Raw genomic sequence first — 15,616 nt, 5'->3', positions numbered from 1 at the left:
ACTTGGAAGTGCCCTCCACGGAAGGAACCGTGATCGTCATGGCGCTGGTCATCCCCGACGTACTCGAACCCGCTTGCGCGACACGGCAGGCACTGGAGCGACTCGGCAGCAAGTGGCGCGTCCTGCTGGTCTACGCGCTGCTCGCCGGCCCGCAGCGCCACGCCGAGCTGCGCCGCCGGCTGCCGGGCATCACCCAGAAGATGCTCACCGAGACGCTGCGCGGCATGGCCGAGGACGGACTGGTGGAGCGACGCGTCCTCAAGCCGGACCCGCCCGCGCACGTGGAGTACGCCCTCACAGAACTCGGCAAGACCCTCCGGGAGCCCCTGGCCGCGATCTGCGACTGGGCCACCACCCACCGCACGCGCCCCGAGCCACCGGCATGAACCGTGCCGCACGGGCAGCAGATACCGATCCCTGGCCAGGTCGGCGACCGCACAGGTACACGCACGGTGGAAGACGGCGGTCCGGACGATCCGGGCCGTCCGGACGGCCCGGACGGTCCGAAAGACGCCATGACCGCGTGTTCCCGGTGGTCAGGAGGCGGGCTTGGATCCGGAGCCCGCGGTAAGCGCGGTGACCTCGTTCCCCTCGTCGGTCCGGCCCAGCACCAGCAGGCTCTCGTGGACCGCAACCCGATCGACCAGCAGGTCCCGGGTGCCGTCACACGTGCCGCGGTCCAGATCGGTACGGCTGGTGTGCGGCACGGTGTAGTCGACCTGGCCGGACGATCCGTCACGACGGGCTGGAACGCACGCATCCGCCCCAGCTCCTCGGCCAGGAGGCCGTCGAGGAGGTGGATCACGACGGGGAGCCCGTGCGTGATCGCGGGGTTTCAGGCGGCTGGTCATCCCCTGCGGATCCCCTAGGACCTGCTGAGTGCGGACCGACCCGGGTACAGGCCGCAGGGCCTGTGCGGGCGGGGGAGCACGCCAGCTCCCCTGGGCTTCGGAGTCTCTCTCCGAAAAACGCGAGACGATGGCGGACAGATCCAGCAGCAGCGGCCCGTGGCGACGAGGCGGTTGCCGGAGCTGGGAAATGCAGGCGAGCCCTCTCGGTCGCCGAGCCGTCTGCCTGGTCGGCGCACCCCGTCAGTCCCCGGCGACGTGGTCCCCCGCCGTACGGGGGCGTAGCAGGACGGCTGCATTGACCGCGGTGACGATCAGGTCGGCCGTCGCGATCACCGCCATGGTGGTGAAGCCGCTGTCGTGCGCCTGCCGGGCCGCGTTCAGTACAGCGCCCGCGGTCGGGGAGGGCAGGTGTGCGACGAGATCCTCGGCCGCGGCGAACGACTCCCGGTTCGCCGTGGTGAACCGGCCTGCCCCGCAAGGCTGTCGGCCCAGGACGCCACCAACGCAACGCAACGAGAAGAGCGCGCCGGAGGCGGTCGCCCGCTGCCCCCCGAAGGTGGCACTGCCAGTGACAGTCTCCGCAGTGCTGCCGTCAAGGGGGATCTGGCTGGCGCGGGCCGGGCGCCGGAGGCTTTGGGCATGACCACCGCTGATACCACCACGAGCGCCGCCGCCGCTCAGTCAACGCCCGTCCGGATGACCGGACGCCAGGTCGCCGCCCTGGTGGTGCTCCTGGCCTCGCAGTTCATGATGGCCGCCGACTTCTCCGTCCTGAACGTCGCGCTGCCCGAGGTGGGAACCGCCCTCGGCTTCTCCACCGGCAACCTCCAGTGGATCACCACCACGTTCGCCCTGTGCGCCGCCGGATGCACCCTGGCCTTCGGGCGCGTGGGCGACTACGTGGGACGCCGACGCATCTTCACCGTCGGAATGGCCGTCCTCGCCGTCTCCTCCCTCGTCGGCGGTGTCGCCGAGTCCGCCACGACCCTGCTGATCGCCCGTACTCTCCAGGGCCTGTCGACGGCCGCCGTCACCCCCGCCGCGCTCGCCCTGCTCACCACCGCCTTCACCGAGCCGACCCTGCGCACCCGCGCGCTCGGCCTGAACAGCGTGATGATGAGCTCCGGCTTCAGCGTCGGCGCCATCCTCGGCGGCTTCCTGACGGACGTCTTCTCCTGGCGCTGGGCGTTCTTCATCAACATCCCCGTGGCCATCGCGGCCATCCTCGTCGTGCCGCTGGTCGTCGACGAGAGCCGGGCCGAACAGCGCACCCGCATCGACCTGCCCGGCGCCCTGCTCATCACCCTCGGCCTGTTCTCCGGGATCTACGGCGTCACCCGGGTCGGCGAGGAGGGCTTCGATCTCGTCGCCGGCGTGTCCCTGATCGCCGCCGCCGTCCTGCTGGGCCTCTTCTGGGCCGTGGAGAGCCGCACCACCGACGCCTTGGTGCCCATGCGGGTGCTGAAGAAGCCCGACCTCGCGTTCGGCAACCTGGCCGCCCTGTTCATCTTCGGCGGCGAGACCGCGCTGATCTTCTTCACCGGCCTCTACGTCCAGGACGTGCTCGGTCTGTCGTCCCTTGTCGCCGGCCTGGTGCTGCTCGGCATCGGCGTGGGTCAGATCATCGCCGGCACGGTCGGCCCCCGTATCCTCCAGCGTGTCCAGCCGCGCACCCTGCTCGGGCTCTCCCTGTTCCTCCAAGGCGCGTTCATGCTGCCCATGCTCTGGGCGACCTCCGACTCGCGCTGGTTGATCCCGCTGATCGCCACCCAGTTCGTGAACGCCTTCTTCTCCATGACCGCGGCGCTGTCCTTCATGGTCATCGCCACCTCCTCCGTCGGCTCCGACATGCAGGGCATGGCGACCGGCATGGCCACGCAGAGCCAGCAGGTCGGCATCGCCATCGGCATCCCGCTGATCAGCGCGGTGTTCGCGGCCGTCATCGGCCACGGCACGGTGACCGCCGCGGAGGAACTGAGCGGCATTCACACGGCGATCGGCGTCGCCGGCGGCTGCCAGGTCGTGGTCGGCCTGCTGCTGTGGGTGGCACTGCGCCGCAGGACGGCCCTGCCGGGCTGAGGCCCGGGCAGCGGCCCGCGGCCGGGAAGGCGGCTCTCCCCCGTCCCGCCTTCCCGGCCGCCATGGCATACGTCACGCCGCTCCGGGCGGCATTGCCGATCCTGTAGGGCACCTCATAATCGAAACGGTGGAGCACATCGTGAACACGGATCTCGGCAGCTATCTGCGTCAGATGCGCGAGCGCGTCCGGCCCGAGCAGATGGGACTGCGATCCAGCGGCTCCCGGCGGGTTCCGGGGCTGCGGCGCGAGGAGGTGGCCGCGCTCGCGGGGGTGAGCCAGACCTACTACACGAGGCTGGAGCAGTCGCAGACGGCGCACGCCTCGCCGCAGGTCCTGCTCTCCATCGCCCGCGCCCTGCAACTGAGCTCCGACGAACGGGACTACCTGCTCAAGATCGGTACGCCGGTGCAGAACCCGCAGGAGCCGGCGCCGCGCATCGACCAGGTCAGCCCGTACACGAGGATGCTGGTCGCCTCGCTCGGGAACGTGGCGGCGGCCGTGCTGAACTACCGCTGCGACATCCTCAGCTGGAACTCCCTGTACCACCGGCTGTTCGCGCCGCACCTCGGCTTCGAGGCCCCCGAGCACGCCGAGCAGCGGCCGAACATCATCAAGATGAACTTCCTCGACGACGAGGTCCGCGCGCTCTACACGGACTGGGCCACCGAGTCGGAGTCGAACGTGACGTATCTGCGGTTCATCTCCGGAAGCCACCGGCACGATCCGCAGCTGGCCGAGCTGATCGGTGAACTCACCATCCAGAGCGAGGAGTTCGCCGAGCTGTGGTGCCGCCAGCGGGTGTCCAACTGCATCGAGGGCACCAAGCTCTTCGACCATCCGGTCGTCGGCGAGCTGGAGTTGATGTACCAGTCGGCGGACCTTCAGGACGGCAACATCCTGAAGTTCTACCACGCGGAACCCGACTCCCCGCACGAGGCGGCGCTCCAGCTGCTGACGGTGGACCTGAACTCGGTACACCAGCACTGACCTGTGAGAACGACCGGGCAGGCCGTCAGGTCCGCCGCAGCGCCGTGACGCCCCAGGTGAAGCCCGAGCCGGCCGTCGCAACGATCACGAGGCCGCCGGAGCCGACGCGTTCCTCCTGCTCCAGTTCCTCAAGGGCCGAAAACGGGTCGGCGCCGCCCAGGTGACCGTCGCGCTCGTACTGGAAGACGCTGCGGGAGGCGTCCACCCCGAGCGCGGCGAGGTACTTGCGGTGGGTGTCCTGGTTGCCGTGCGTGACGAGGAAGTACGCCACGTCGGGCACGTCGGCGCCGATGCCGGCGAGGACCTGGTGCGTCAGGGTCGTGAAGTTGTCCAGGAAGGCATCGCCGAGGCCGTCCAGCTTCTCGCCCCGCTCGACCTTGATCTCGCCGTTCTTGAACTCGCCGTAGTAGGAGTCCACCCACTGCGGGTCGGTGTGGTGGGCCCCGCCCAGCACCTCGTACCGGGTGGCCGAGGGGTCGGCGGTGAGCAGTACGGCCGCCGCACCGTCCGCGAAGTTGAACAGTTCGATGTAGCCGGTGCCGTACTCGACGAGCTCGCTGAGCCGGTCCGCGGCACATAGGGCGCCTGCAGCCGGGCCGTTTCGGTCTCGTCGAGCTCCAGTTCCAGGGCGGCCACCGCATCCTTGAGGTGATGCGGCTTCGTCGCGCCGACGACGGGCGGTGATGGCCGGCCGGCGCAGCAGCCAGGCCAGGGCGACCTGCGCCATGGGCACGCCCCGCTCGGTGGGGCCGTAGAACCGCTCCTGGATCGGGTCGCCGGCCGTGCGTGCCGACTGCGCGCCGCTGAGGCCGGCGTCGGCGGTCGGTGTCCGCATACGCCGGTGACGCCCTGCCGCCCATTCGGCCGCTCACGAGGAGACAGCTCCCCAAGGCGTGGCGCGGTCGAGGATCGCACTGGTGCGCAGGGGGAGGGTGGCCGGGCCGCGCAGGACGACGTGCGGGCGGTAGCCGGGCGGGCCCTCGGCGAGTGACGGCACACGACGAGCTGTTCCCGCAGCCCATCTACGACTTCACGGCATCCCGATACGCGGTGGGCCGAGCCCTGCTCATGGGCGACGCGGCCACCGTCGCCCGTCCGCACACCGGCGCGGGCGCCGTCAAGGCGCTGCAGGACGCCACGGTCCTGGAACCGGCCCTGACGTCAACGGCCACCCGGCCACAGGCCCTGGCCGCGTACGACGCCGACCGCGCGCCGTACGGCCGCGTCATGGTCGACCTGGAGCGGCGGCTCGGACGTGCCCTGGTCCAGCAGACCCCCAACTGGCGGGAACGGGGCGGTAGCGCTCCGCTGGAGGCCGCAGTCGAAGGCCACGCGGCCTCCAGCGCAGGAGACGAAGTGAATTGCCATGGTCGCGAAACCGAAGGGACGGCGGCTGAGCGAACTCGTACCCGGAGCCATGAACTGCGCCTACGGACTGATGAACCCGGGCCAGTCGACCGAGGTCCACACGCACCCCGATGACGGCCCCGCACTCGTTCACGGCGATGTTCCACGTGAAACATCGCCGTGGGGCGGAAGACCCTCAAGTCTCCCGCCCCACGACACAGTTCGATACCCGGCCGACGCAGGTCTCACCTCACTGACCCTCGTCGCGCCGCGCGGCCTCCTCCTCGGCCTCCTTCGCCTGGACCTCCGGATCCAGCTCCGACCGGCCACTGCCGTCCACCGAAGTGAGGTGGCCCGACTCGGGTACCTCCGTCGCGGCCGGCGGCTCGACCAGCCAGTCCGGGTTGGCCTGCTTGTCCCACCACTTCCACGCGGCGAAAGCACCGCCCGCCAGAGCGCCGAGCACCGCCAGCACCTTCACGGCACGACCGGCCCTGGCGCGCCGCTCATGCCTGCGGACCAGCTTCTCGATCTCCTTCGGCGAGACATGTCCACGCAGCGCGGCCAGCGCCGCGACACCACGCGCGGCGGCCTCGTCCCTCATGGGCCCGGCCGCGGCCACTGCCTGCTCGATCCTCGGCCGGGAGTAGTCGGCGGCCTGCCGGGCCGCCTTGCGGGTACGGACCGCGGCCTCCTGCGCGGCCAGGTCGACCTTCGGCGGCACATGCGAACGAGCCTGTTCCAGTCGCGGCGCCACATGTACGCCGTACTGAAGACGGGCCTGGGCGCGGGCCTGCTCGGTGGCGTGCGACACCTTCGGCGTGAGCCGTACGCGTGCCTCGTGCGCATACTGCGCGGCCCTGTCCTTGGCGGTGTCGGCGTAGGGCGCCACCACTTCCGCGGCGTGCAGCACGCTGTCCTTCGCCGAGCCGGTCGCGGCGCGCACGCTGTCAATGCGGGTCACGGGATCCTCCTCCTCGGTGGCGTACGGTAATTCGACTTTCCACCCTTTTACGGATCATGCCTGCCGGAACGCTCCCCGGCACGTGAGGGCGGGCATATGGGTGCCGATGAACTTGATCAAACCCAATAACGGACCAATGCGGTGCAACTGTGGCTTGTCGTCGACAATGCCACGGTTCGCCGTCCCGCGCTCCCGCCACGTACCCACTCGACCACTTTTATGCGAGCGAAGCGCCCCGGTTGTGTACCTGTGAACGAGTGCCGGGCGACGGATCCCCTCGTCCATGCGAGGATCGGGGGGTCACAGGAAGACAACGGAAGGCAGATCGTGGCTGAGCAGCTTTACGCCACCCTGAAGACCAACCACGGCGACATCGAGGTCCGGCTCCTCCCGAACCACGCGCCGATCACGGTCAAGAACTTCGTCGAGCTCGCCCAGGGCGAGCGTGAGTGGACGAACCCCGCCACCGGAGAGAAGTCCACGGCCAAGCTCTACGACGGCACGGTCTTCCACCGGGTCATCAGCGGCTTCATGATCCAGGGCGGTGACCCGCTGGGCAACGGCACCGGCGGTCCCGGGTACCAGTTCCAGGACGAATTCCACCCGGACCTGTCCTTCGACAAGCCGTACCTGCTGGCCATGGCCAACGCCGGCCCCGGCACCAACGGCTCGCAGTTCTTCATCACGGTCGCCCCCACGACCTGGCTGAACCGCAAGCACACCATCTTCGGTGAGGTCATCGACGGGGCCAGCCAGAAGGTCATCGACGGCATCGCGACCACCCAGACCAACCCGCGCACCGACCGTCCGCTCAAGGACGTCGTCATCGAGTCGGTCGTCGTCGAGACCCGCGAAGGCTGAGTCCGACACCTCCCACAGGGAACCAATCGCCCCGCTCGTCCGTAAGGATGAGCGGGGCGATGCATGCGGACGTGCGTCGCGTACGACGACCTAGGGGATCTCATGGACCAGCCGGCAGGCAGCCCGCAGGACGCGCAGAGCCTGCCCGTCTGCTACCGCCACCCGGACCGCGAGACCGGCATCCGCTGCACCCGCTGCGAGCGGCCCATCTGCCCACAATGCATGGTCAGCGCCTCCGTGGGCTTCCAGTGCCCCGACTGCGTCCGCGGCGGCTCCGGCACCGGACACGCCCCGAGCGCCTCCCAGCCCCGCACCATCGCCGGCGGCACCATCACCGCCGACCCGCGACTGCTCACCAAGATCCTCATCGGGATCAATGTCGCGGTCTTCATCGCCGTCCAGACCAGCACCTCGCTGGTGAACGACCTCTTCCTCATCGGCGCCTGGCCGCCCGCCCCCTTCCAGCCCACCCAGGGCGTCGCCGACGGCGAATGGTGGCGGCTGGTGACCTCGATGTTCGCCCACGAGGCCATCTGGCACATCGCCTTCAACATGCTCAGCCTCTGGTGGCTCGGCGGCCCCCTCGAAGCCGCCCTCGGCCGGGCCCGCTACCTCGCGCTCTACTTCTGCTCAGGCCTCGCCGGCAGCGCCCTCACCTATCTGCTGGCCGCCCCCACGACCGCCTCCCTCGGCGCCTCCGGTGCCATCTTCGGCCTGTTCGGCGCCACCGCCGTCCTCATGCGCCGGCTCCAGTACGACATGCGGCCGATCATCGCCCTGCTGGTGATCAACCTCATCATCACCTTCAGTTGGAGCAACATCGCCTGGCAGGCCCATATCGGCGGCCTGGTCGCCGGCCTCGTCATCGGCTACGCCATGGTCCACGCCCCGCGTGAGCGCCGTGCGCTGGTCCAGTACGGCACATGTGCGCTGGTCCTGGCCGCGGTCGTGCTGACGACCGTGCTGAGGACGCTCCAGCTCACCTGAGCCGAGCGGTTATCCACGTGAGCGGCACTGTTGTCCACAGCGTGTGGCGGATCTTGTGCGCACTGTGTGGTAATGGCTACGCCCCCTGTGGCTGACCGGTGTTTCCGCAGGTCAGACAGGGGGCGTACAGGCATTCGAGCGGGCGCCGGGTCGCCGGTGTGGCAGTCATACCGGCGTCAACGCTCGATGGGTTATCCACAGATCGTCGTCTTTTCCCCAGTCAGCTTGTGGAAATTGCTGCAAGGCTGTGGATAACTCAGCGGATAGCCCTGGGCAGAGCTGTGTTCACCGCGCGGTGGCCGGCGGTTCGGCCGCTACTTCCACTGCGTGGAGACGCCGAATCCGGCCGCGATGAAGCCGAAGCCCACCACGATGTTCCAGTTGCCCAGCGCGTCGATGGGCAGCGAACCGTCGGTCACATAGAAGACGACGATCCAGGCCAGGCCGAGGACGAACATGGCCAGCATCACGGGCGCGACCCAGGCGCGGCTGTTCAGCTTGATGGTGGCCGCCTGCTTCGACGGCGGCGGCGTGTAGTCGGCCTTCTTGCGGATACGTGACTTCGGCACGAGGGTCTCTCCTGTCGATGCGCTGCGTGGCCGCGCAGGGAACTGTGGCTGGCTCCGGGGCAGCGTACAAGGGGACTCTATGGCTCCCCCGGGCGTCCGTTAGCGTAGTGCTTCCGCGGCGCCGAAGGAGATAAGGGTACGTTGAGCAATTCTGCCGACTCTCCCCGGACGGGATCCAGTCCCGTCCGCAGCCGTTTCCGGCCGGTGCGGGTGCTGACCGCGGCTGTCTTCGCTCTCGCGGGGCTCATTTTCTTCACCAGCTTCAACACGGCCAAGGGCACCAATATCCGCTCGGACACCTCACTGCTGAAGCTTTCGGACCTGATCCATGAGCGCAGCCATGAGAACGGTGAGCTGGATGAGTCCAATGCCGCCCTGCGTGGCGACGTGGAGGCGCTCGCGGAGCGGGACAACGGCAGCACCGAGGCCGAGGACGACAAGCTGGCGGCGCTGGAGCAGAGGGCGGGGACCCAGAAGCTGACCGGTGAGGCGATCACGGTCACGCTCAACGACGCCCCGCCGGACGCCACCGCCAAGCTCCCGGGCTATCCCGAGCCGGAGCCGGACTATCTGGTCATCCACCAGCAGGACCTCCAGGCTGTGGTGAACGCGCTGTGGCAGAGCGGCGCCAAGGGCATCAAGGTCATGGACCAGCGGCTGATCTCCACCAGTGCCGTGCGCTGCGTGGGCAACACCCTGATCCTCCAGGGCCGGGTCTACTCACCGCCGTACAAGATCACGGCTGTCGGTGATCCGGAGAGGATGCAGAAGGCGCTCGCGGCCTCGCGGGCGATCCAGAACTACATGGTCTACGTCAATGTCTACGGGCTCGGCTGGAAAGTCACCGAGGACGGGACGGTGACTCTGCCGGGTTACTCGGGCACAGTGGATCTGCAGTACGCCAAGCCCGTGGAGTGAGCCCTCTGTGGAGCGGCCGGTGCGTGTCGTCGTCAGGTCCGTCAGTGAGCTGTGCATCACCGTCGGTACGGTGATCGTCCTTTTCGTCCTCTATGTACTGTTCTGGACCGGCGTGAAGGCCGACAACGTCATGGACGACCAGATCGATCAGTTACAGGAGCGGTGGGCGCACGGGGCGATACGCCCGCCGGACGGAGTGCCCGGCGGGGAGGCGAGCCCGGGGGCGGCCGCCGGTCCGCCGAAACCGGGGCCGTACGAGACGGACAAGCCCTTCGCGATCATGTACATCCCGCGTCTTGGTTTCACGTGGAACAAGCCGGTGCTCGAAGGCACCGCCACCAAGACCCTGAAGAAGGGCCTCGGCCACTACGCGGACACCGCCCAGCTCGGTCAGAAGGGGAACTTCTCGGTCGCCGGCCATCGGCGCACGTACGGTGATCCCTTCAAGGATTTCCCCAGGCTGCGCCCCGGTGACGCGGTGGTGCTGACCGACGGCACGACCTGGTTCACGTATCGGATCGACAAAGGGCCCTACAAAACACTGCCCACGGACATTGAGGTGATTGACCCTGTGCCTCGTAAGTCGGGGTACAAGCGTGAGGGCCGCTATCTGACGCTGACCACGTGCGATCCGGAGTGGGGGCACAGTCATCGGCTGATCGTGTGGGCCCATCTGGACTCCACCCAGCCTGTGGAGGCCGGGAAACCGGAGGCGTTGCGCCGTTAGTCTGTTGGCTGTACGGCGTGAGTCTGGTGCCGTGGTGCGACGGAAGGGACGGCATGTACGGCTGGATCTGGCGGCATCTGCCGGGGAACGTGTGGGTGAAGGCGCTGCTCTCACTCATGCTCGTCATGGCCGTCGTCTATGTCCTGTTCAACTACGTCTTTCCGTGGGCCGAACCGCTGCTGCCCTTCAACGATGTGACGGTGGACAACCAGTGAGCGCGCGCATTCTGGTCGTGGACAACTACGACAGCTTCGTCTTCAACCTGGTCCAGTACCTGTATCAGCTGGGCGCCGAGTGCGAGGTGCTGCGCAACGACGAGGTCTCGACGGCGCACGCCCAGGACGGCTTCGACGGCGTGCTGCTGTCGCCGGGCCCGGGGACGCCCGAGGAGGCGGGCGTGTGCGTGGACATGGTCCGGCACTGCGCCTTGACCCGGGTGCCGGTCTTCGGCGTCTGCCTCGGCATGCAGTCCATGCAGGTGGCGTACGGCGGTGTCGTGGACCGGGCGCCGGAGCTGCTGCACGGCAAGACCTCGCTGGTCGAGCACGAGAGCAAGGGCGTCTTCGCGGGCCTGCCCTCGCCCTTCACGGCGACCCGCTACCACTCCCTCGCCGCCGAACCGGAGACGGTGCCGGCCGACTTGGAGGTCACCGCGCGCACGCACGACGGCATCATCATGGGCCTGCGCCACCGTGAACTCCTGGTCGAAGGGGTGCAGTTCCACCCCGAGTCGGTGCTCACCGAGCACGGGCACCGGATGCTGGCCAACTGGCTGGTGGAGTGCGGCGACCAGGGCGCGGTGGCGAGGTCGGCGGGGCTCGCCCCGGTGGTGGGCAGGGCCACGGCGTGACCGCCCTGCGCCCTGAGCGCGAGTCCGGCGCCGCGTACGGGGAGTCGTTCGCCGACTCCTACGGCGACGCCGGCGACCGGCCGACCTCGTACGGGCAGCAGCCGTACGAGGAGCCCGGTGCGCTTGGGGAGTGGTACGGCGGGGAGAGTTACGTCACTCAGGGCTATGGGGAAGCGGCGTCCGCCGACGCCCAGGAGCCGTATGAAGCGGCGTCCGCGGCCTCCCAGGGGCCGTATGCGGAGCCGTACATACCCCCCGTGGACGACGAGACCGTAGCCCTGCGGATCCCCGATCCGCCGCCACCCTCCGGCGAGTCCATATCGCCTTCTGCCGCCTCCTCCACCACTTCAAGCCCTTCCACCCCGACGGGTGGACGTGCGGCCCGCAGAAAGGCCGCCAAGCGCCGTCACGGACGTCATGGGGGCGCCCGTCAGGCGACGGAGGCCGCCGAGGCGGACTCGGAGAGCTCCGGAGCCCCGCTCTCCCGCGTGGAGGCCCGCAGACAGGCCCGGGCGCGCAAGCCCAGCCCGGCCACCGTCGCCAGCCGCGCGATCGGTGAGGTGTTCATCACCACCGGCGTGCTGATGCTGCTGTTCGTGAGCTACCAGCTCTGGTGGACGAACATCCGGGCGCAGGCGCAGGCGAACAAGGAGGCCAGCAGCCTCCAGGACGACTGGGCGAGCGGCAAACGCGCCCCGGGGTCCTTCGAGCCTGGGCAGGGCTTCGCCATCCTGCACATCCCGAAGCTGGACGTCGTCGTCCCGATCGCGGAGGGCATCAGCAACAAGAAGGTGCTCGACCGGGGCATGGTCGGCCACTACGGCGAGGGCAAGCTGAAGACGGCGATGCCGGACGCCAAGACCGGCAACTTCGGCCTGGCCGGCCATCGCAACACGCACGGCGAACCGTTCCGTTACATCAACCGGCTGGCTCAGGGCGATGCGATCGTCGTGGAGACGCAGAACAAGTACTACGTGTACAAGATGGCGTCGATTCTCCCGGTGACGTCGCCGAAAAACGTGAGCGTGCTGGATCCGGTTCCGCCGGGGTCGGGTTTCACCGGGCCGGGCCGCTACATCACACTCACCACGTGCACGCCGGAGTTCACCAGTAAGTACCGAATGATCGTCTGGGGCAAGATGGTCGAGGAACGGCCGCGCAGCAAGGGCAAGCCGGATGCGCTCGTCAGTTAAGGGCAGTTGACTTCCTTCCCCTCCTCCGGGAGGGGAATTCCTGCGGCTCGCGCCGTAGGGCTTCCTGCTTCATCGCCGACTGCCCGCCCGGAGTGCTCCGTTGAGGTCTTACACCGGCTCCACAGGCCGACACCGCCAGCCCGGCGGCCAAGAGGTTCTTCGCTGCGTTCACGTCCCGGTCGTGGGTCGTGCCACAGCTGTCGCACGTCCATGTACGGACGTTGAGCGGCATCTTTTCCTGCAATCTGCCGCAGGTGGAGCAGAGCTTGGACGAAGGGAACCAGCGGTCGACCGCGATCACTTCGCGGCCGTACCAGTGGGCTTTGTACTCCAGCAGGCTCCTGAACTCGCTCCACGCCGCATCGGAGATGGCACGGGCGAGGTGGCCGTTCTTCAGCAGGTTCCGAACGGTGAGGTCCTCGATCACGATCGTTTGGTTCTCACGAACGAGCCGAGTGGTGATCTGATGCAAGTGGTCACGCCTTCGATCGGCGATCCGGGCGTGGACCTTGGCGACGTTCTGGCGTGCCTTCTCCCGGTTGTTGCTGCCCTTGGTCTTGCGAGCATGCTGCCGCTGGGCCTTGGCCAGGCGGTTGCGGTCGCGCCGCCCATGCCTGGGATTGGTGATCTTCTCTCCGGTCGACAGGGTCAACAGGTGGTCGAGCCCAGCGTCCACACCGATCGCCGTGCCGGTGGCCGGGAGCGGCTTGACGGACGGATCCTCGCACAGCAGGGACACGTACCAGCGCCCCGCGCTGTCCTGGGACACGGTCACCGTGGACGGCGACGCGCCTTCCGGGAGGGGACGGGACCAGACGATGTCCAGCGGTTCCGCCATCTTGGCCAGGGTCAGCTCACCGTTCCGGAACCGGAACGCGCTGGAGGTGTACTCGGCCGATTTGCGGGACCTCTTCTTCGACTTGAACCGCGGGTACTTGGCCCGCTTGGCGAAGAAGTGGGTGAACGCGGCCTGCAAGTGCCTCAGACACTGCTGGAGAGGGACGGAGGAGACGTCGTTGAGGAATGCGAGTTCCTCAGTCTTCTTCCACGCGGTCAGCATCGCCGACGTCGCGTTGTAGTTGACCCGTTCCTGCCGCCCCGCCCAAGCCTCAGTACGTGCCGAGAGCGCCAGGTTGTAGACCTTCCGCACGCATCCGAACGTGCGCGACAGCTCGGCTGCCTGCGTGTCGGTCGGATAGAAGCGGTACTTGAACGCCCGCTTCACATGAGTGGCATGGCTCACAAACTATCATATCAACTTGTGAACGCCTGGCGGATTATCAGTGGTGGATGCCGAATCGTCCTGGCGGCGACCCGGCTCTCCCCGCCCTGTTCTGCAGGAGTACGTTTCCTTCCCGGTCAGAAGGCCAGGGCATCCACGGAGGACCCCGATGAACGTGGCAGCGACTACCGAAGGCGCACCAGAGGAAACCAACGCGCCCCCGGCACGCCGCCGGGGCAGGGGCCGGATCGCGGCGGCGGTCAGCGTCTTCGGCGAACTCCTGATCACGGCGGGCCTGGTGCTGGGCCTGTTCGTCGTCTACTCGCTCTGGTGGACGAACGTCATCGCCGACCGTGAGGCGGACAAGCAGGCCGACAAGGTCCGTGACATCTGGGCCCACCAGGACGAGGACACCGGCCGTCCCCCCGAGTACGACGCCAAGAACGGCATCGGCTTCCTCCACGTGCCCGCGATGACCAAGGACGAGATCCTGGTCGAGAAGGGCACGACATCGAAGATCCTCAACGACGGAGTCGCCGGCTACTACACCGACCCGGTCAAGTCGGCGCTGCCCACGTCCGGCAAGAAGGGCAACTTCTCCCTCGCCGCGCACCGGGACGGCCACGGCGCGAAGTTCCACAACATCCACAAGCTCAAGAACGGCGACCCGATCGTCTTCGAGACGAAGGACAAGTGGTACGTCTACAAGGTCTACGCCGTCCTTCCCGAGACCTCGAAGTACAACGTCAAGGTCCTCTCCGCCGTCCCGAAGGAGTCGGGCAAGACGAAGGCGGGCCACTACATCACGCTGACGACGTGCACGCCGGTGTACACGAGCCGGTACCGGTACATTGTGTGGGGGGAGCTGGAGCGGGTGGAGAAGGTGGATGGGGAGCGGACTCCGCCGGAGGAGCTGCAGTAGTTTTCCCGAGAGTGACGTGCTGTCACTCTCGAAACTGGGTCCGGAGCCGCAACCATTCCTTGCGGCTTCGGACCCTTCTGCGTCACGCCTTGTCTACTCCAGGACCCTGAGCGGCTCGCTCGCGCTCCACTCCTCAAGTACCCCGCGGCGTACGGCGGTGATGCCGGTCTCGGCGGCGATGCACCTCCGGGGTGAAGGGGCGCGCGTAGAGCGCCACATCCGCGCCGTACAGAACCTTCGCCGACCCGACGAACTTCTGTACGTCCGGGCTGGTGATGGAGAGGTAGGGCGCCAACCTCTTGCACTGGGTGACGAGGCGCCGTCCGTCGGCCGTGAGCGCGATGATGTCGACGTCCCGGTCGCCGCGACCGCCTTGTACGACGACGTTCGTGCAGCTGTCACGGCTCAGGAGTTTCGCAATGTGACGCTCGAACGCGTGGCCGTTCATGGCAGCCATGACTCCGGCGGCGGGGCGGTCGTCTCGCACCCCTTCGAACCTCTGCAATCGGGCGTGGTGCTGATGGAGCCGTCGCTCGATGCGCTGGATACCTGCGCGGAGCGCGATCAGCTCCCTGCGGTGCTTGCCAGACGTTTCGATCAGGGCGTTGAACATGGGGACGACAGTCTTGCCGAGGATGTGGGTGATGCGTTGGTCGATGCGGTCGTCGAGGGAGACGACGTCAGTGGGGGCCGGGCTTTCCACAGGCTGTGTGCGCGCCAGATACTCCATGTCGAGGAGGTACGTGCGTACCTGACGAGCGACATCGCTGTCTCGGAGGAGCATGGCGACGTTGAGGACAGCGCGGCGTGACCAGATGGCCAAGCTGGAGCGGGGCTGTGGATAACCGCTTTGATAGAAACTCAAGTTGAGTTCCTTAAATTCTCGCAGCTCAGGGCCACGAAGTACTCGCAGCCCGTTGGACTCCAGCTCCTGCCGGTGGCGATTGAGCAGGTTGTTGATGACTGTCTCGGCGACCTCGAAGTACGCTGCCACCATCGCCGTCGTCACATGCATCCCGTCCGGCAGCAGTGACAGCGCCTTCACTCTGTCGAGGACGTCGGGAGCAATAGTCAAGAGCTGTGGATCAAGCCATGGTGAGCTCCTACCACCATGAGGCTGGCGGATCTCGGTCGTTGG

At 67.8% G+C, this 15,616-nt stretch carries 20 protein-coding genes; 12 read left to right on the top strand and 8 right to left on the bottom strand.

All coding sequences use genetic code 11. From position 1 onward, the window contains the following. Positions 1 to 8: 8 nt before the first annotated feature. A complete protein-coding gene (locus tag ACP4J3_RS08295; RefSeq protein WP_426531974.1) occupies positions 9 to 386 on the top strand; it encodes a winged helix-turn-helix transcriptional regulator in 378 nt (125 codons plus the stop codon). A 150-nt stretch (positions 387 to 536) separates the two neighbouring features. Here ACP4J3_RS08295 and ACP4J3_RS08290 read toward each other — a convergent pair whose 3' ends face one another. Both ACP4J3_RS08290 and ACP4J3_RS08285 read right to left on the bottom strand, forming a co-directional pair. Beyond that, the gene (locus ACP4J3_RS08290) at positions 537 to 707 is read right to left on the bottom strand and encodes a hypothetical protein (protein WP_426531972.1); all 171 of its coding nucleotides are present in this window, start codon (positions 705 to 707) and stop codon (positions 537 to 539) included. 384 nt (positions 708 to 1,091) lie between these two features. Further along, the gene (locus tag ACP4J3_RS08285) at positions 1,092 to 1,364 is read right to left on the bottom strand and encodes a hypothetical protein (protein WP_426531970.1); all 273 of its coding nucleotides are present in this window, start codon (positions 1,362 to 1,364) and stop codon (positions 1,092 to 1,094) included. Positions 1,365 to 1,490: 126 nt separating this feature from the next. Between ACP4J3_RS08285 and ACP4J3_RS08280 the strand changes: the two genes are divergently transcribed. Both ACP4J3_RS08280 and ACP4J3_RS08275 read left to right on the top strand, forming a co-directional pair. Further along, on the top strand, positions 1,491 to 2,930 hold the full coding sequence (locus ACP4J3_RS08280) for an MFS transporter (protein ID WP_426531968.1): 1,440 nt from the start codon (positions 1,491 to 1,493) through the stop codon (positions 2,928 to 2,930). A gap of 127 nt (positions 2,931 to 3,057) precedes the next feature. After that, on the top strand, positions 3,058 to 3,918 hold the full coding sequence (locus tag ACP4J3_RS08275) for a helix-turn-helix transcriptional regulator (RefSeq protein WP_426531966.1): 861 nt from the start codon (positions 3,058 to 3,060) through the stop codon (positions 3,916 to 3,918). Positions 3,919 to 3,943: 25 nt separating this feature from the next. Here the strand turns inward: ACP4J3_RS08275 and ACP4J3_RS08270 are convergent, their stop codons facing one another. Next, positions 3,944 to 4,753 (bottom strand): 3-oxoacyl-[acyl-carrier-protein] synthase III C-terminal domain-containing protein, encoded by an 810-nt coding sequence (locus tag ACP4J3_RS08270; RefSeq protein ID WP_426531964.1) that lies wholly within the window; start codon positions 4,751 to 4,753, stop codon positions 3,944 to 3,946. A 33-nt stretch (positions 4,754 to 4,786) separates the two neighbouring features. Then, on the bottom strand, positions 4,787 to 4,915 hold the full coding sequence (locus tag ACP4J3_RS08265) for a hypothetical protein (RefSeq protein ID WP_426531962.1): 129 nt from the start codon (positions 4,913 to 4,915) through the stop codon (positions 4,787 to 4,789). On the opposite strand from ACP4J3_RS08265, the gene ACP4J3_RS08260 reads away from it, so the two are divergent. Beyond that, entirely contained in the window at positions 4,906 to 5,400 is a 495-nt protein-coding gene (locus tag ACP4J3_RS08260) for an FAD-dependent monooxygenase (RefSeq protein WP_426531960.1), read from the top strand. The two genes, ACP4J3_RS08265 and ACP4J3_RS08260, sit on opposite strands and share 10 nt — an antisense overlap. A 115-nt stretch (positions 5,401 to 5,515) precedes the next feature. Here ACP4J3_RS08260 and ACP4J3_RS08255 read toward each other — a convergent pair whose 3' ends face one another. Beyond that, positions 5,516 to 6,229, bottom strand: a complete 714-nt coding sequence (locus ACP4J3_RS08255) for a DUF5324 family protein (protein ID WP_426531958.1) — start codon at positions 6,227 to 6,229, stop codon at positions 5,516 to 5,518. A gap of 327 nt (positions 6,230 to 6,556) precedes the next feature. Here ACP4J3_RS08255 and ACP4J3_RS08250 point away from each other — a divergent pair, with 327 nt between their 5' ends. Both ACP4J3_RS08250 and ACP4J3_RS08245 read left to right on the top strand, forming a co-directional pair. Continuing rightward, positions 6,557 to 7,090 carry a peptidylprolyl isomerase gene (locus tag ACP4J3_RS08250; protein ID WP_426531956.1) on the top strand — a complete coding sequence of 178 codons (534 nt, stop codon included), beginning with the start codon at positions 6,557 to 6,559 and terminating at the stop codon, positions 7,088 to 7,090. Positions 7,091 to 7,192: 102 nt separating this feature from the next. Further along, positions 7,193 to 8,077, top strand: a complete 885-nt coding sequence (locus ACP4J3_RS08245) for a rhomboid family intramembrane serine protease (RefSeq protein WP_426531954.1) — start codon at positions 7,193 to 7,195, stop codon at positions 8,075 to 8,077. Positions 8,078 to 8,391: 314 nt separating this feature from the next. Here the strand turns inward: ACP4J3_RS08245 and crgA are convergent, their stop codons facing one another. Continuing rightward, positions 8,392 to 8,646: a cell division protein CrgA gene (gene crgA / locus ACP4J3_RS08240; RefSeq protein WP_426531952.1), complete on the bottom strand. Its 255-nt coding sequence runs from the start codon at positions 8,644 to 8,646 to the stop codon at positions 8,392 to 8,394. Positions 8,647 to 8,787: 141 nt separating this feature from the next. Here crgA and ACP4J3_RS08235 point away from each other — a divergent pair, with 141 nt between their 5' ends. Genes ACP4J3_RS08235 through ACP4J3_RS08215 form a run of 5 tightly spaced genes read left to right on the top strand, consistent with a single transcriptional unit; the run spans position 8,788 to position 12,334 of the window. Beyond that, positions 8,788 to 9,564, top strand: coding sequence for a DUF881 domain-containing protein (locus ACP4J3_RS08235; protein ID WP_426531950.1), 777 nt, complete (start codon positions 8,788 to 8,790; stop codon positions 9,562 to 9,564). 19 nt (positions 9,565 to 9,583) lie between these two features. Next, positions 9,584 to 10,291, top strand: coding sequence for a class E sortase (locus ACP4J3_RS08230; protein ID WP_426531948.1), 708 nt, complete (start codon positions 9,584 to 9,586; stop codon positions 10,289 to 10,291). 17 nt (positions 10,292 to 10,308) lie between these two features. After that, positions 10,309 to 10,506 carry a hypothetical protein gene (locus tag ACP4J3_RS08225; RefSeq protein WP_426532420.1) on the top strand — a complete coding sequence of 66 codons (198 nt, stop codon included), beginning with the start codon at positions 10,309 to 10,311 and terminating at the stop codon, positions 10,504 to 10,506. After that, positions 10,503 to 11,141 (top strand): aminodeoxychorismate/anthranilate synthase component II, encoded by a 639-nt coding sequence (locus ACP4J3_RS08220; RefSeq protein WP_426531946.1) that lies wholly within the window; start codon positions 10,503 to 10,505, stop codon positions 11,139 to 11,141. The genes ACP4J3_RS08225 and ACP4J3_RS08220 overlap by 4 nt, the downstream gene beginning before the upstream one ends. Continuing rightward, entirely contained in the window at positions 11,138 to 12,334 is a 1,197-nt protein-coding gene (locus ACP4J3_RS08215; protein ID WP_426531944.1) for a class E sortase, read from the top strand. The genes ACP4J3_RS08220 and ACP4J3_RS08215 overlap by 4 nt, the downstream gene beginning before the upstream one ends. Here ACP4J3_RS08215 and ACP4J3_RS08210 read toward each other — a convergent pair. Continuing rightward, positions 12,327 to 13,559: an RNA-guided endonuclease InsQ/TnpB family protein gene (locus ACP4J3_RS08210; RefSeq protein WP_426531942.1), complete on the bottom strand. Its 1,233-nt coding sequence runs from the start codon at positions 13,557 to 13,559 to the stop codon at positions 12,327 to 12,329. The genes ACP4J3_RS08215 and ACP4J3_RS08210 overlap by 8 nt on opposite strands. A 172-nt stretch (positions 13,560 to 13,731) precedes the next feature. Here ACP4J3_RS08210 and ACP4J3_RS08205 point away from each other — a divergent pair, with 172 nt between their 5' ends. Next, entirely contained in the window at positions 13,732 to 14,478 is a 747-nt protein-coding gene (locus tag ACP4J3_RS08205; protein ID WP_426531940.1) for a class E sortase, read from the top strand. 133 nt (positions 14,479 to 14,611) lie between these two features. Here ACP4J3_RS08205 and ACP4J3_RS08200 read toward each other — a convergent pair. Beyond that, positions 14,612 to 15,616: restriction endonuclease (locus ACP4J3_RS08200; protein ID WP_426531938.1), on the bottom strand; the 1,005-nt coding region annotated here is incomplete at its 5' end.

The organism is Streptomyces sp. UG1 (assembly GCF_049974585.1).
Taxonomy (GTDB): domain Bacteria; phylum Actinomycetota; class Actinomycetes; order Streptomycetales; family Streptomycetaceae; genus Streptomyces.
The sequence above is the reverse complement of the archived record's forward strand: the minus strand, read 5'-3'. Positions and strand labels throughout refer to the sequence as shown.